We start from the raw sequence: 13,647 nt of genomic DNA, 5'->3' as shown, positions 1-13,647 counted from the left end.
TTGAGTTTAACCCGCCTCGCCCTTTAACGGCCGCGCCAGCAGGTCACCGATTACGTCGCCTACCGGGGCGCCTTCCAACAGGCGGCAGACGGCTTCGGTAATCGGCATGTCGACGCCGGCGTCTCGCGCAGCTTCGCGGAGGACGGGGGCGGTGAACGCGCCTTCTGCTACCGTGCGGCGGTCGGACAGGAGGGTGGCGGCGGAGTCGCCTCTCCCCAGACCGACGCCGAGCGAGAAGTTGCGGGAGCTGGTCGAGGAGCAGGTCAGGACGAGGTCGCCCAGCCCCGACAGGCCTGCGAGCGTTTCGGCGCGAGCGCCTCGGGCCAGGCCGAAGCGGGTCATTTCGGCGAACCCTCTGGCGATCAACGCGGCGCGGGCGTTCTGGCCGAGCCCTGCGCCCTCGACGACGCCGCAGCCGATCGCGAGGACGTTCTTCACCGCGCCGCCGATCTCCGCGCCGGCGACGTCGGTCGACGCGTAGGTACGGAAATGACGGGCGGCCAACCGCGCGGCGAGGCGTTCGCCGAGGTCGGCATCTTCGCAGGCGAGCGTCACGGCCGTGGGCAATCCGGCGGCGACTTCGTGCGCGAAGGTGGGTCCGGAGAGCACGGCGATCGGCGCGTCCGGGTGGACGGCGCGCGCGACTTCGCCGACGAGCCGCTTGCTGCCGGCCTCGATGCCCTTGGCGCACAGGACCAGCGGGATGCGGCCGACCGGGGCGGCGGCGAGGACGCTGCCGACGTGTTGCGCGGGGGCTACGACGAGGATCGCGTCCATGTCGGCGAGCGCAGTGAGGTCGTCGGTCGCGCGGATCGCCGGGGAGAGCGCGACGCCCGCGAGGAACAGGGTGTTCTCGTGAGCAGCGTTGATCGACTCGACCACCGCGGTTTCGCGCGCCCAGAGGATCACGTCGCGACCTTCATGCGCTGCGACCTGTGCGAGTGCGGTGCCCCAGGCGCCGCCGCCGATGACGCCTATTTTCATAGCGGGGATCTTCATGCCTTCACCCCTGCACCACGCACCGCTTCGGCATTGGGATCGAGCGGCCAGCGCGGGCGGGCAGCGACATCGAGCGGGTCGGTGAGGCCGGCGGCGAAGCGCTCGGCGCCCGCCCAGGCGATCATCGCGGCGTTGTCGGTGCACAGCCACAAGGGCGGCGCGACGAAGCGGAGGCCGTGATCGCTGGCGAGCTTTAGCAGCGCGCCACGGACCGCGGTGTTCGCTGCGACTCCGCCGGCGACGACCAGCGCGGAGGCGCCGTGCGAGGTCCGCAACGCCTTGGTCGTGCGGTCGATCAGGCAGTCGACGACCGCGGCCTGGAACGACGCGGCCAAGTCCTCGGGCGAATATTGGCCGACGACGCGCGCGACCGCGCTCTTGAGGCCGGCGAACGAGAAATGCGGTTCGACCGAGCCTTTGAGCGGGCGTGGCAGCGGGACCGCCTTCGGGTTGCCGAGCGCGGCGGCGCGCTCGACCGCGGGGCCGCCGGGGAAGCCCAAGCCGAGCAGCTTGGCGGTCTTGTCGAAGGCTTCGCCTGCCGCGTCGTCGATCGTCGTCGCCAGCCGCCGGTACGCGCCGACGCCTTCGACCAGCAGCAACTGACAATGGCCACCCGAGACCAGCAGCAGCAGGTACGGAAACTCGAGATCCGGGTCCGACAGCCGCGGCGAGAGCGCGTGGCCTTCGAGATGATTGACCGCGATCAACGGTTTCCCCGCGGCGTGCGCGAGCGCCTTGCCCGTTACCAGCCCGACCATGACGCCACCGATCAGCCCCGGCCCGGCGGTCGCGGCGATCGCGTCGACGTCGGCGAGCGTCAGCTTCGCATCGGCGAGGGCCGCGACGATCAGCGGCTCCAGCGCCTCGACATGCGCGCGCGCGGCGATTTCGGGGACGACGCCGCCGAACGGGCGTGTGCGGCCTCCTGTCCCAACAGCCGGTGCGCGAGGACCTGGCGGTCGCCGGTGACGAGCGCGGCGGCGGTTTCGTCGCAGGAGGATTCGATACCGAGGATGATCATCATACACCTGTATAGGGGTGCGCGAAGCTTGTCGAAGCCCTGCCCTTTCTGCATGGCGCGCAGGATGACTCGTTTTCGGCTCGGTACGCGCGGTTCGCCGCTGGCGCTCACCCAGGCGGGCATGGTGCGCGATGCACTGTGCGCGGCACATGGCTGGGCGGACGACGCGGTCGAGATTGTCGTGATCCGCACCACCGGCGACCGCGTGCAGGATCGCGCGCTGGCCGAGATCGGCGGCAAGGCGCTGTGGACCAAGGAACTCGATCGCGCGCTGCATGATGGCGACATCGATTGCGCGGTGCATTCGATGAAGGACGTCGAGACGATCCGGCCCGCGACGCTGAAGATTGCGGCGATGCTGCCACGCGCCGACGTGCGCGACCGGCTGATCGGGGCGGAGACGCTCACCGATCTGCGCCCGCATGCAGTGGTCGGCACGAGTTCGCCGCGGCGACGCGCGCAGATGCTCCGGCTGCGGCCCGACCTGGAGATCGTGCTGATCCGCGGCAACGTCGACACGCGGCTCGGCCGGGTCGCGAGCGGCGAGATGGACGCGACGCTGCTGGCGGCGGCGGGACTCGACCGGCTCGGGCGCGACGACGGGCATGCGATCCCGACCGATGTGATGTTGCCCGCGCCAGCCCAAGGTGCGGTCGGGGTCGAGGTGCTCGCCGGGAGCGCGGCGGGCGAGATCGTCGCGGCGATCGACCACCATGATACGAGTGCGTGCGTGCTGACCGAGCGGGCGCTGCTCGCACGGCTGGGGGCAGATTGCCATTCGCCGGTCGCGGCGCTGGCCTCGCTCGCGGGCGAGACGCTGACGTTGCGCGCCGAGCTGATCGCCGAGGACGGCGCGTGCGACGTCGCGGGCTCGATCGAGGGCACGGTCGAGGACGATCTCGGGACGGCACTCGCGGAGGATCTGCTCGCGCGTGCGCCGGCCAGCGTCAGGCGGCTGTTCTCCGCATGATGCCCCGATGACCCGCATGGTCGTCGTGCTGCGGCCGGAACCGGGCAACACGCGCACCGCCGACGCCTTGCGCGCGCGTGGGCTGGAAGTGCGGCAGGTGCCGCTGTTCGCGGTGGTGCCGGTCTATTGGACGCCGCCCAATCCGACCGGGTTCGACGGACTGTTGCTGACCAGCGCGAACGCGGTACGGCATGGTGGCACCGGGCTGGACCTGTTCAAGCGGTTTCCGGTCGTCGCGGTCGGCACGGCGACGGCGGCCGCGGCGAGCGAGGCCGGGTTTGCGGTCGCGGTGACGGGCGGCGAGGATGCACGCGCGGTGGTGGCCGAGGCGCGGGACCGGGGTTTCGCGCGGTTGCTGCATCTCGCCGGGCGCGAGCGGGCGCCGACCCAGGACGGCGTCGAGGCGGTCACCGTCTATGCGAGCAAGGCCGTCCCGGTGCCGGCGGACGTCGCGCGGTCGTTCGAGGATGCGCTGGTCCTGGTGCATTCCGCGCGCGCCGCCGCGCGGCTGGCCGAGCTGGTCGATGGGGCAGCCGCGGATCGCTCCCGCATCGCGCTGGTCGCGATCAGCCGGGCGGTCGGCAACGCGGCCGGAACGGGCTGGGCTAGCACCGCGATCGCCCCGGAACCGAGCGATTCGGCGGTCGTCGCGATGGCCGCTGCGTCCGCGAACACACGCGCGATTGACCAGCGCGCGCGCGGCGGGGATAAGCACGCCATGAGCGACTACGTGCCGACCGATCGCCCACGGGCACGCGGACCCAGAATGGGTATCCTCCTTGCGCTGGTGGGCCTTGCGTTCATCGCCGGTCTCGCGCTGATGGCGTATGCGGCCAAGACCGTGCCGTGGTTCGGTTTCACCCGTTCGACCGCCGCCGCGACGACGGCGCAGCAAAAGGCGTCGTCGTCCGCGACCGGCTATATTCCTTCGCAGCCGCTGGGCCCCGACGGCGAGCCGCAGGCGGCCGCGCCGGTCGATACCGCGGTGCTGGCGACGCGCGAGAGCAACGCTGGCGGCGCAGTTGGCCGCGCTCGAGGCGCGCACCGCGGCGATCACGACGGATGCGAGTGCAGCCGGCGGACAGGCGACGCGTGCGGAAGGGCTGATGGTCGCGTTCGCCGCACGCCGTGCGCTCGATCGCGGGGTCGGGCTCGGCTATCTCGAGGAGCAGTTGCGGCTGCGCTTCGGCCAGGCCCAGCCGCGCGCGACGATGCTGCTGATCCAGGCCGCGCGCCAGCCGGTGACGCTGGAGGATCTGCGCCAGGGCCTCGACACGATCGCACCCGACATCACGACCTCGACCGGCGAAGGCTGGCTCGACACGATCCAGCACCAGATCGATCTGCTGGTGGTACTGCGCAAGGCAGGCACGCCCTCCCCAATGCCCGCCGACCGCCTCGCGCGCGTGCGCCGGCTCCTCGAAGCGGGCCAGGTCGAGGCGGCACGGGCCGAGGTCGCGCGCTTGCCGGGTGCGGCGCAGGCCAGCAACTGGATGGACGCCGCGCGGCGCTACGTCACCGCACGCCAGGCGCTCGACGTGATCGAGAATACCGCGCTGATCGGCCAGGCGGGCCAGCCGCAGCCGGCGCCCGTGATTATCCCGCCGCCGGTCGTGGAAACGACGACGCCGGACGAGGGCGCCGCCGGCATATAAGCGGGCAAACGTCGTTTCGGGTGTGGTGTTGATCTAAGTTGTTATCATTGCTGGCGACTTGCTAGCACGAGATTAACCCGCCGAGCCCAACCTGCGCCCATGAACCCGGTCATGCCCCGCAGTCCCAAGGACCTAGAACTCTGGCATGGGCGCCATATCCAGCTCGCCACCCTGGCGCTGACCGCGCAGGTGATGGAGATGCATCTCAGCCTTGCCGCACTGTACAGGGAACAGATCGCCGTGATCCTGCTGCGACGACTCTAGCGCGATATCGCCGGGATCACGCGCGACGATATGCTCGCTGCCGACCGGACCAAGTCAACCGGCTACCCGCTCGATCAGCGCCATCGCCGCATGGGGCGCGCGGACCTTGGCGCCGTTGATGAAGAAGACGAACGTCTCGCGGAGGGTCTTCGCCGGGGCGGTGTCCTCGACATAGGGCAACCCGTCCGGCTGGCCGCCCGCCGCCCAGGTCTTCGCCTTGGCGGCCCAGTCGTCGAGCGTGGTCGGGGCGTAGCCGGCGACAAAACGCTCCTCGGCATCCTCCAGCCGGGCATAGACGAAATCGCCGGTGACGTCGGCGATCGCGGGGTATTCGGCGGACTGCGCGAACACGATCGCGACGCCCGCCGCGCGGCACATCGCGACGAATTCCGGCACCGCGAAACTTTCGTGCCGGACCTGGATCGCGTGACGCAGAACGAGGCCGTCCTGCTTGGCGGGCAGCAGTTTCAGGAACGCGGCGAAGTCGTCGGCGTCGAACTTCTTGGTCGCCATGAACTGCCACAGGATCGGCCCGAGCCGGTCGCCCAATTCGACGATCCCCTGCCCGGTGAACTTCGCGATCGACTCCCCGCGTCGGCCAGCACCTTCCGGTTGGTGCAGTAGCGCGAGGCCTTCAGCGCAAAGACGAACCCGTCGGGTACCGCCTTGGCCCAGGATGCGAAGGTCGCGGGCTTCTGGCTGCCGTAATAAGTGCCGTTGATCTCGATCGCGGTGACGCGTTCGGCGGCATAGTCGAGCTCGCGCTTCTGCGGCCATTTTTCGGGATAGAAGGTCCCGCGCCACGGCTCGTAGGTCCAGCCACCAATACCGATCTCTGATCGTCATGCCGGCGAGTGTAGCGCCGTCGGGACCGGGTTGGCGATGGCGTATGCGTGCTCAGCCGCGCATCATGCGGTTTCGCCGAACGATGCGAGCGCGGCCACCGCGCCCCTGCGTTCGAGCCGGTCGAGATTGGCGACCAGCACGCTGCGCAGGTCGGGATCGGGGCGGAACGCGAGCAGGCCGAGCAACGCGTCGACGCGCTCGGTCGATGTCGTCGCGCCGGACACCGCTGCGCCGAGGCGGTCGGCGATCGGGTCGTCGATCGCGAACGTCTCGCCCGCGTCGGTTACCCCCGATTGCCAGCGCATCCAGGCGGCGACGGCCAGGGCCAGCGCATCGACCGACTGCCGCTTCGCGCGACGGTCCGCGATCGGGGCGAGCAGGCGCTGCGGGAGTTTCTGCGAGCCGTCCATCGCGATCTGGCGGGTGCGGTGCTGGAGCGCGGGGTTGGCAAAGCGCGCCATCAACGCCGCCCGGTATCGCGCGATATCGAGCGCGGCGGGCGGATCGAGCGTCGTCGCGCTCTCGTCCCACAGCGCCTCGACGAAGGCGCGCGCCGCGGGCTGCGCGACGATCTCGTGGACGAAGTCGAATCCGGCCAGTCCGCCCAAGTACGCGATCGCCGAATGCGCGCCGTTGAGCATCCGCAGCTTCGCGTCCTCCCACGGTGCCACCGCATCGGTCAGTTGCACGCCGAACGCCGCCAGATCGGGGCGTTCGCCGGCGAAGCGATCCTCGATCACCCACTGGGTGAACGGCTCCGCCTTCACCATCGCGTGATCCTCGACCCCCAGCGTCTCCGCCAGCGCGGCGATATCGGCAGGCGTGGTCGCGGGCACGATCCGGTCGACCATCGTCTGCGGGAACGTCACGGTGGCGGCGATCCAGTCGCGCAGGTCCGCATCGTGCGCCGCCGCCATCGCCAGCACCGCGTCGCGCAAGAGCGTGCCGTTGTGCGGCAGATTGTCGCACGAGAGGATCGTCAACGGACCCGTGCCCGCCGCATGGCGCGCCGCGAGGCCTGCAACGAGGAACCCGGGTGCGGTCCGCGGCGCGTCGAGCGAGGCCAGATCGTGCGCGACATCGGTATCGCCGGCCTGCAATTTGCCCGTCGCACGGTCGAGCTTGTAGCCCTTCTCGGTGATCGTCAGCGTGACGATATGCGTCTCGGCCGACGCGAGCGCGGCGACCACCGCGGCCGGATCCTCGGGCGCGACGAGCATGTCCATGACCGCGCCGACGACCTGCAACCGCTCGCCCTCGCCGTCACGGACGACGAGCGTGTAGAGCCCGTCCTGCGGCGCCAACTGGTCGCGGACGCCGGCGGATCGCAGCGATACGCCGGTGATGCCCCAGCGCAGATCGCCCGCCGCCAGCGCCTGTTCGAACACCGCCGCCTGATGCGCGCGGTGGAATGCGCCGATGCCGAGATGCACCACGCCGCGCTTGACGCGCGACCGGTCGTAGGTTGGCCGCGCGACGGCGGCGGGCAATCGGTCGAGCGTGGCGGCCGACAGCCTCACAGCCGGTACGCCTGTTTGACCAGATCATAGGCGAGCGCGCGGGCGACCTCGTGGGCTTCGTACTCTTCGAGCCGGTGTTCCGCGACCAGCTTGGCGAGGAACGCGCAGTCCATCCGCCGCGCGACGTCGTGACGCGCGGGGATCGAGAGGAAGGCGCGGGTGTCGTCGTTGAAGCCGACCGTGTTGTAGAAGCCGGCGGTCTCGGTCGCGCGTTCGCGGAAGCGGCGCATGCCCTCCGGGCTATCGTGGAACCACCAGGGCGGGCCGAGCCGCAACGACGGGTAGTGGCCGGCGAGCGGGGCGAGTTCGCGGGAGTAGGTGTCCTCGTCGAGCGTGAAGAGGATCAGCGTCAGCGCCGGGTCGTTGCCGAACCGGTCGAGCAGGGTTTCAGCGCGCGGACGAACTCGCCGGGGAGCGGATGTCGCCGCCCTTGTCGCGACCGAAACGTGCGAGCACCGAGGCGTTGTGGCTGCGGGAGACGGCAGGGTGGAGCTGCATCACCATGCCGTCCTCGACGGACATCGCCGCCATCTCGGTCAGCATCTGTGCGCGGAAGAGTTCGGACTCCGCGGCGGTCGGCTGCGCCATGACGCGGGCATAGAGCGCTTCCGCTTCGGCGGGTGTCAGGTCCGCGGTTGCCGCCGAGGGGTGGCCGTGATCGGTCGAGGTGGCGCCGGCATCGCGGAAGCGGGCGCGGTGGAAGCGGTGCGCGGCGAGATAGCCCGCATAGCTGCCGACATCTTCGTTCGCGGTCTCGCCGAGGCGGCGGACGTTGGCGGCGAAGCCCGGCGTCTCCGGGTCGACGACGGGATCGGGGCGATAGGCGGTGACGACGCGGCCGTTCCAGTCGCTCGCGCGGATCGCGGCATGGTCATCGAGCGGATCTAGCGGACTTTCGGTGGTCGCGATCAGTTCGATGCCGAACCGATCGAACAGCGCGCGCGGGCGGAAGGCTGGCGTCTTCAGCGCGGCGTCGATCGTATCGTAATACAGGTCGGCGGTCGCGGGTTCGAGGCGGACGTCGATCCCGAACGCCTCGGCGAACACCCAGTCGAGCCACATCCGCGACGGCGTGCCGCGGAACAGAGGGTAGTTCTCCGCGAAGATGCGCCAGATTTTGCGCGGGTCGGTTTCGGTCGTGCTGCCGTCGACGGTCGGCACGCCGAGCGCGTCGAGCGGCACGCCCTGGCTATAGAGCATCCGGAATACATAGTGATCGGGGACGATCAGCAGCGAGGCGGGGTCGCTGAACGCCTCGTTCCGCGCGAACCATGCCGGATCGGTATGGCCGTGCGGACTGACGATCGGCAGGTCCTTCACACCCGCATGCAAAGCACGGGCGATGTCGCGGATACGGCCATCGCTGGGGAACAGGCGATCGGGGTGGAGGCGTAGCGGATGGGTCATGCGAGGCGTTCCGGATCGACGGGGGTATAGTGCGGGACGAGCAGGTGGATAACCAGCAACGCGACGAAATAGGCGCATCCGGCGACCACGAAGATCGGTCCATAGCTGCCGACGCCGGCCAGGATGGTGCCTGCGAACTTGGCCATCAGCATGCCGCCGAATGCCCCCGCCAGCCCGCCGAGACCGATCACCGATCCCCCCATGCCGCGCGGGAACAGGTCGCCGGGGATCGCGTACACGTTGGCGGAAAAGCCCTGGTGGCATGCGCAGGCCAAGCCGATCGCCGCGACCGCCCACCACAATCCGGGTGCCTGTGCGGCGAAGATGATCGGCAAAGCGAACAACGCGCAGGCGAACAATGCGGTCTTTCGCGCGCGGTTCGGCGTCTGGCCGCGTGCCAGCAGCCGCGACGAGAACCAGCCGCCCGCGACCGATCCGACATCGGCCAGCATGTACACCGCGACCAACGGCGGGCCAAAATCGAGCATCTTCACGCCGTATTGCCGGTTGAAGAAGTCGGGCAGCCAGAACAGGAAGGTCCACCACACCGGATCGATCAGGAACCGGCCGAGCATATACGCCCAGGTCTGGCGCAGGCGCAGCAGCGTGCGCCAGCGGACCGGCTTGGCGGCGGGTACCGGATCGGCCTCGATCCAGGCCAGTTCCTCAGGCGTGACGCGCGGGTGCTTGCGCGGCGATCGGTAGAAGGCGAGCCAGGCGACCAGCCAGATCACGGTCAGCGCGCCGGTCGCGATGAACGCCATCCGCCAGCCGAACGTCACCGCGATCACCGGCACGATCAACGGCGTGAGGATCGCGCCGACGTTCGAGCCCGCGTTGAAGATGCCGATCGCCAGCGCCCGCTCGCGTTGCGGAAACCATTCGTTCGCGGCCGCCAGTGCGGCGGGGAATGCACCGGCCTCGCCGATCGCGAGCGGGATGCGCGCGAAAATCATCATGCCGGCACTGGTGAACAGCGCGTGCGCGACATGACCGATCGTCCACAATGTCACCGCGACCGCATAGCCGATCTTGGCGCCGACCCGGTCGACGAACCGCCCGAACAGGACATAGGCGATGCCGTATGCGGCCTGGAACGCGATCGCGAGATCGGCATAGCCCTGCTCGCTCCAGTTGTAGCGCGCCTGAAGTTCGGGCTTGAGCACCGGCAAGACGAGCCGGTCGATATAACTCAGCGCGACGGCGGCGAAGAGCAGCGCGCAGACGATCCAGCGGACTTTGCCACGTGGTTTCTCGAGTGCTGCAGCGGTGGGGGCCCCGTTCACCAGTTGCACAGCGTGCCATCCTCGAGACGCGCGACCGGCAGATAAGCCCGCTTATAGTCGTAAGTCGCGGCGAGATCCTCGTCGATGTCGACGCCGAGCCCCGGTGCCTCCCCCGGATGCATCATGCCGTCGTCGAAGCTATACGCGTGCGGGAAGACCGCATCGGTCTCGTCGGTGTGCGGCATATGCTCCTGCACGCCGAAATTGGGCACCGACAGCCCGAAATGCAGCGCCGCCGCCATCGCCACCGGCGACAGGTCGGTCGCGCCATGGCAGCCGGTCCGCACCTGATACAGGTCGGCGAGCGACGCGATCCGGCGCAGGTGCGTGATGCCGCCGGCATGCACGACGGTCGCGCGGATATAGTCGATCAGTTGGTTCTGGATCAGGTCCTTCGCGTCCCAGATCGAGTTGAACACCTCGCCCACCGCGATCGGCGTCGTCGTGTGGTGGCGGATCAGCCTGAACGCCTCCTGGTTCTCGGCCGGCGTCGGATCCTCGATCCAGAACAGGTTATACGGCTCGAGCGCCTTGCCGAGCCGCCCCGCCTCGATCGGAGTCAGGCGGTGGTGGATGTCGTGGAGCAGATGGACGTCCCAGCCCATTGCCTCGCGTGCCGCCTTGAACAGTTCGGGCACGACGCGCAGGTATTTCTCGGTCGACCACACGCTCTCGCTCGGCAGGTCCGCATCGGCGGGTTCGTAGCGCGCGCCATGTTTGGCGACGCCGTAGGTGGAGGCGAGCCCCGGCACGCCGCATTGCAGCCGGATCGCCTTGTAGCCCTTGGCCTGCTCCGCCCTGGCGACGGCGATCGTGTCCTCGATCGTGGTGCCGTTGGCGTGCGCGTAGACCATGCACGCATCGCGCGCCGCGCCGCCGAGCAACTGGTACACGGGCATGCCGGCGAGCTTGCCCTTGATGTCCCACAAGGCGGTGTCGACCGCGGCGATCGCCGCCATCGTCACCGGACCGCGCCGCCAGTACGCGCCCTTGTAGAGATACTGCCAGACATCCTCGATCCGGTGCGCATCGCGGCCGATCAGGCACGGCACGACATGATCGGTCAGGTAGCTCGCGACGCTCAACTCGCGGCCGTTGAGCGTCGCGTCGCCGAGCCCGGTGGTGCCGTCGTCGCATTCGATCTTCAGCGTGACGAAATTGCGCCCCGGACAGGTGACGATGACGCGAGCGGAAACGATTCTGGGCATCGCGGATCCTTCAGGCGATTTCGAGGATGGCGGATTTCAGCTGTGCCGAACTCGGGCCGGCCATGATCGTGAACAGGCCCGGCTCGACGATCTCGCGCATGTCGACGTCCCACAAAGCGAACGCGTCGGGGCCGAGCGTGAAGCGCAAAGTCCGCCGCTCGCCGGGCGCCAGCGTCACGCGTTCAAAGCCCTTCAATTCCATCACCGGGCGCGCGACCGACGATACCTGGTCGCGGACGTAGACCTGCACGACCTCGTCGCCGGCACGTTGCCCGATATTGGCGACGTCGACCTCGACCCCGACGCTGCCCGCGATGCCGATCTTCGCCGCCGAAAGCCGCGGTGCGCTGACGTCGAAGCGCGTGTAGCTGAGGCCGTGGCCGAACGGGAACAGCGGTGCCGTCTCCGCGAACAGATAGCCGCGCTGCGTCGAGGGCTTGCGGTTGTAATAGAACGGCACCTGACCGACTTCGCGCACCACGGTCACGGGCAGCTTGGCGCCGGGATTGATCCGCCCGAACAGCGCCTCGGCCATCGCGGTGCCGCCCTCCTGCCCCGGATACCAGCATTCGAGGACCGCGTTCGCCTTCGCGATCACGCTGGGCCAGCTCGGCGGACGGCCGTTGATCGCGGCGATGACGATCGGCTTGCCGAGCGCATGCAGCGCGTCGAACAGCGCGTTCTGCTCACCCAACAGGTCGAGCGTGGTGCGATCGCCGAGGTGATCTCGCCGAGAAGCCCTCGCGGCTGGTCTGCTCGGTATCGCCGATCGCGAGGATGATCGTATCGGCCCCGCGCGCGACCTCGACCGCCTCGGCGATCAGCGCGCGGTTCTTCGCGGGATCGGCCAGCAACACCTCGTCCTGCGACCGGTCCTCGCTCTGGGTGATGAACACGCCCTGCGCATGGAGGACCGTCGCGCCGCCGCCGACCAACGCGCGCACGCCGTCGAGCAGCGACACCGTCTGGCGGGGCGGCGCGGAATAGCCGCCGAGCCGCGCGATCGCCGCGTTCGGGCCGATCACCGCGATCCTGCCCTTGGGCGCGAGCGGCAGCGTGCCGTCGTTGGTCAGCAGGCACATCGATTTGCGGGCGGCCTCCAGCGCGACGCCGCGCGCTTCTGCGTTACCGGTCAGGCGAGCGGCTGCGCGGGCGTCGACCGCCGACTCCTCGAACAGCCCGGCGCGGAACTTCAGCGCGAGCATCCGCGCGCATGCCGCGTCGACCGCTGCGATCGGCACGGTCCCCGCGCGTACCTGCGCGGGCAACGTCCGGAACGCGATCCCGTCGGGTAACGCGCTGTCGACGCCCGCCTCCAGCGCCAGCCGCGCCGCGCCGGCGAGGTCGGGCGCGATGTGATGGATCGTGTCGAGTTCCTCGATCGCGCCGTAATCGCTGACGATCGCGCCCGAAAAGCCCCATTCGCCGCGCAGCACGTCGCCGAGCAGCCATGTGTTCGCATGGCTCGGCACGCCGTCGATCTCGTTGTACGACGGCATCACCGCGCCGATCCCGGTGCGCGTCACGACCGCGCGGAACGGCGGGAAGAAGCTCTCGCGCAGTTCGCGCTCGCCGATCGGTGCCGGGCCGATATTGTTGCCCGCCTGGGGCTGGCCGTGGCCGGTCATGTGCTTCAGCGTCGCGAACACCTTGCCGGGCGCGAGGGTGGTGCTGTCGCCCTGCAGCCCCTCGACCGCGGCGACGCCCATCTCGCCGCACAGATACGGGTCCTCGCCGAACGTCTCCTCGATCCGACCCCAGCGCGGGTCGCGCGCGATATCGACGACCGGCGACAGCGAGAGGTGGCTGCCATGCGCGCGCACTTCGCGACCGATGATCACCTGCGCGCGCCGCATCAGGTCGCGGTCGAAGCTGCCTGCCATGCCGATCGCCTGCGGGAACATCGTCGCGTCGGGCGCCATGTAGCCGTGCAGCGATTCCTCGTGGAAAATCACCGGGATGCCGAGGCGGGTGCCCTTCGCCCAGCGCTGGACCGCGTTGACGAACGCGATCGTCGACGCCGAGCCGCGGAACCGTGCACCGGTGCCGCCTGCCACCGCCGCCACCGATGGCCCGCCGCGCAGATCGGACGGGCGCGTCACCTGGCCGAAGCCCGCCGGATACGCCGCCGTCGCGCGCGCCGGATCGAACGTCAGGCCGCCGACAGTCATCACGTCCGCCTTGGTCGCCCACAGCGAAATGGTCTCGGCCAACTTTTTCCTCGAGCGTCATCCGCGCCATCAGGTCGCGGACCCGGAGATCGACCGGCGCGCGTGCGTCACGGTAGATCGGGGTCGCCGCCGCGGCCTGCGCAACACCGGGAACGAGCCCCACGATCGAGACCGAGCCGAGCAGCCCGAAAAGGTCGCGCCGGGTCGGCATGATGGTCGGTGCGATCGTTTCTGTCGTCGTATCGGCCACGATTATCTCCTAATATGAAACGCGGCATTGCTGTCGAAGCCGTCGTCGTG

7 protein-coding genes and 5 pseudogenes are annotated in these 13,647 nt (G+C 69.5%); 4 read left to right on the top strand and 8 right to left on the bottom strand.

All coding sequences use genetic code 11. The annotated features are described in order from the left end of the window. Positions 1-6 precede the first annotated feature (6 nt). On the bottom strand, positions 7-984 hold the full coding sequence (locus AC0IX7_RS15760; RefSeq protein ID WP_471813911.1) for an NAD(P)H-dependent glycerol-3-phosphate dehydrogenase: 978 nt from the start codon (positions 982-984) through the stop codon (positions 7-9). Between the two features lie 11 nt (positions 985-995). Continuing rightward, positions 996-2,023 (bottom strand): annotated as a pseudogene (tsaD, locus tag AC0IX7_RS15755) (tRNA (adenosine(37)-N6)-threonylcarbamoyltransferase complex transferase subunit TsaD). 61 nt (positions 2,024-2,084) lie between these two features. Between tsaD and hemC the strand changes: the two are divergent. From hemC to AC0IX7_RS15735, 4 genes and pseudogenes are all read left to right on the top strand, one after another. Beyond that, positions 2,085-2,990 (top strand): hydroxymethylbilane synthase, encoded by a 906-nt coding sequence (gene hemC / locus AC0IX7_RS15750; RefSeq protein WP_471812751.1) that lies wholly within the window; start codon positions 2,085-2,087, stop codon positions 2,988-2,990. Between the two features lie 7 nt (positions 2,991-2,997). Further along, positions 2,998-3,579, top strand: a pseudogene (locus AC0IX7_RS15745) (uroporphyrinogen-III synthase); the annotation flags it as partial. 433 nt (positions 3,580-4,012) lie between these two features. Then, entirely contained in the window at positions 4,013-4,645 is a 633-nt protein-coding gene (locus tag AC0IX7_RS15740; RefSeq protein WP_471813998.1) for a hypothetical protein, read from the top strand. Between the two features lie 111 nt (positions 4,646-4,756). Next, positions 4,757-4,909 carry a hypothetical protein gene (locus tag AC0IX7_RS15735; protein ID WP_471812750.1) on the top strand — a complete coding sequence of 51 codons (153 nt, stop codon included), beginning with the start codon at positions 4,757-4,759 and terminating at the stop codon, positions 4,907-4,909. A 54-nt stretch (positions 4,910-4,963) separates the two neighbouring features. On the opposite strand, the pseudogene AC0IX7_RS15730 reads toward AC0IX7_RS15735, so the two are convergent. From AC0IX7_RS15730 to AC0IX7_RS15705, 6 genes and pseudogenes are all read right to left on the bottom strand, one after another. After that, positions 4,964-5,742: pseudogene (locus AC0IX7_RS15730) on the bottom strand (DUF72 domain-containing protein). Between the two features lie 75 nt (positions 5,743-5,817). After that, complete coding sequence (locus AC0IX7_RS15725; protein WP_471812748.1) at positions 5,818-7,275, bottom strand: mannitol dehydrogenase family protein; 1,458 nt, start codon at positions 7,273-7,275, stop codon at positions 5,818-5,820. Further along, positions 7,272-8,682 (bottom strand): annotated as a pseudogene (uxaC, locus tag AC0IX7_RS15720) (glucuronate isomerase). Before uxaC ends, AC0IX7_RS15725 begins: the two are co-directional and overlap by 4 nt. Next, entirely contained in the window at positions 8,679-9,968 is a 1,290-nt protein-coding gene (locus tag AC0IX7_RS15715; RefSeq protein WP_471812747.1) for an MFS transporter, read from the bottom strand. Before AC0IX7_RS15715 ends, uxaC begins: the two are co-directional and overlap by 4 nt. After that, positions 9,965-11,176 carry a D-mannonate dehydratase ManD gene (manD, locus tag AC0IX7_RS15710; RefSeq protein WP_471812746.1) on the bottom strand — a complete coding sequence of 404 codons (1,212 nt, stop codon included), beginning with the start codon at positions 11,174-11,176 and terminating at the stop codon, positions 9,965-9,967. The genes AC0IX7_RS15715 and manD overlap by 4 nt, the downstream gene beginning before the upstream one ends. A 10-nt stretch (positions 11,177-11,186) precedes the next feature. Next, positions 11,187-13,558: pseudogene (locus tag AC0IX7_RS15705) on the bottom strand (glycoside hydrolase family 3 N-terminal domain-containing protein). Positions 13,559-13,647 lie beyond the last annotated feature (89 nt).

Source organism: Sphingomonas sp. AC411 (assembly GCF_979253035.1).
Note: the sequence above shows the minus strand (reverse complement) of the source record. Positions and strands in the feature narration are given on the sequence as shown.

Bases quoted from the DNA above. Each gene is read 5' to 3' on its own strand.
- manD (WP_471812746.1), bottom strand. From the start codon at position 11,176: ATGCCCAGAATCGTTTCCGCTCGCGTCATCGTCACCTGTCCGGGGCGC.
- AC0IX7_RS15760 (WP_471813911.1), bottom strand. From the start codon at position 984: ATGAAAATAGGCGTCATCGGCGGCGGCGCCTGGGGCACCGCACTCGCA.
- hemC (WP_471812751.1), top strand. From the start codon at position 2,085: ATGACTCGTTTTCGGCTCGGTACGCGCGGTTCGCCGCTGGCGCTCACC.
- AC0IX7_RS15735 (WP_471812750.1), top strand. From the start codon at position 4,757: ATGCCCCGCAGTCCCAAGGACCTAGAACTCTGGCATGGGCGCCATATC.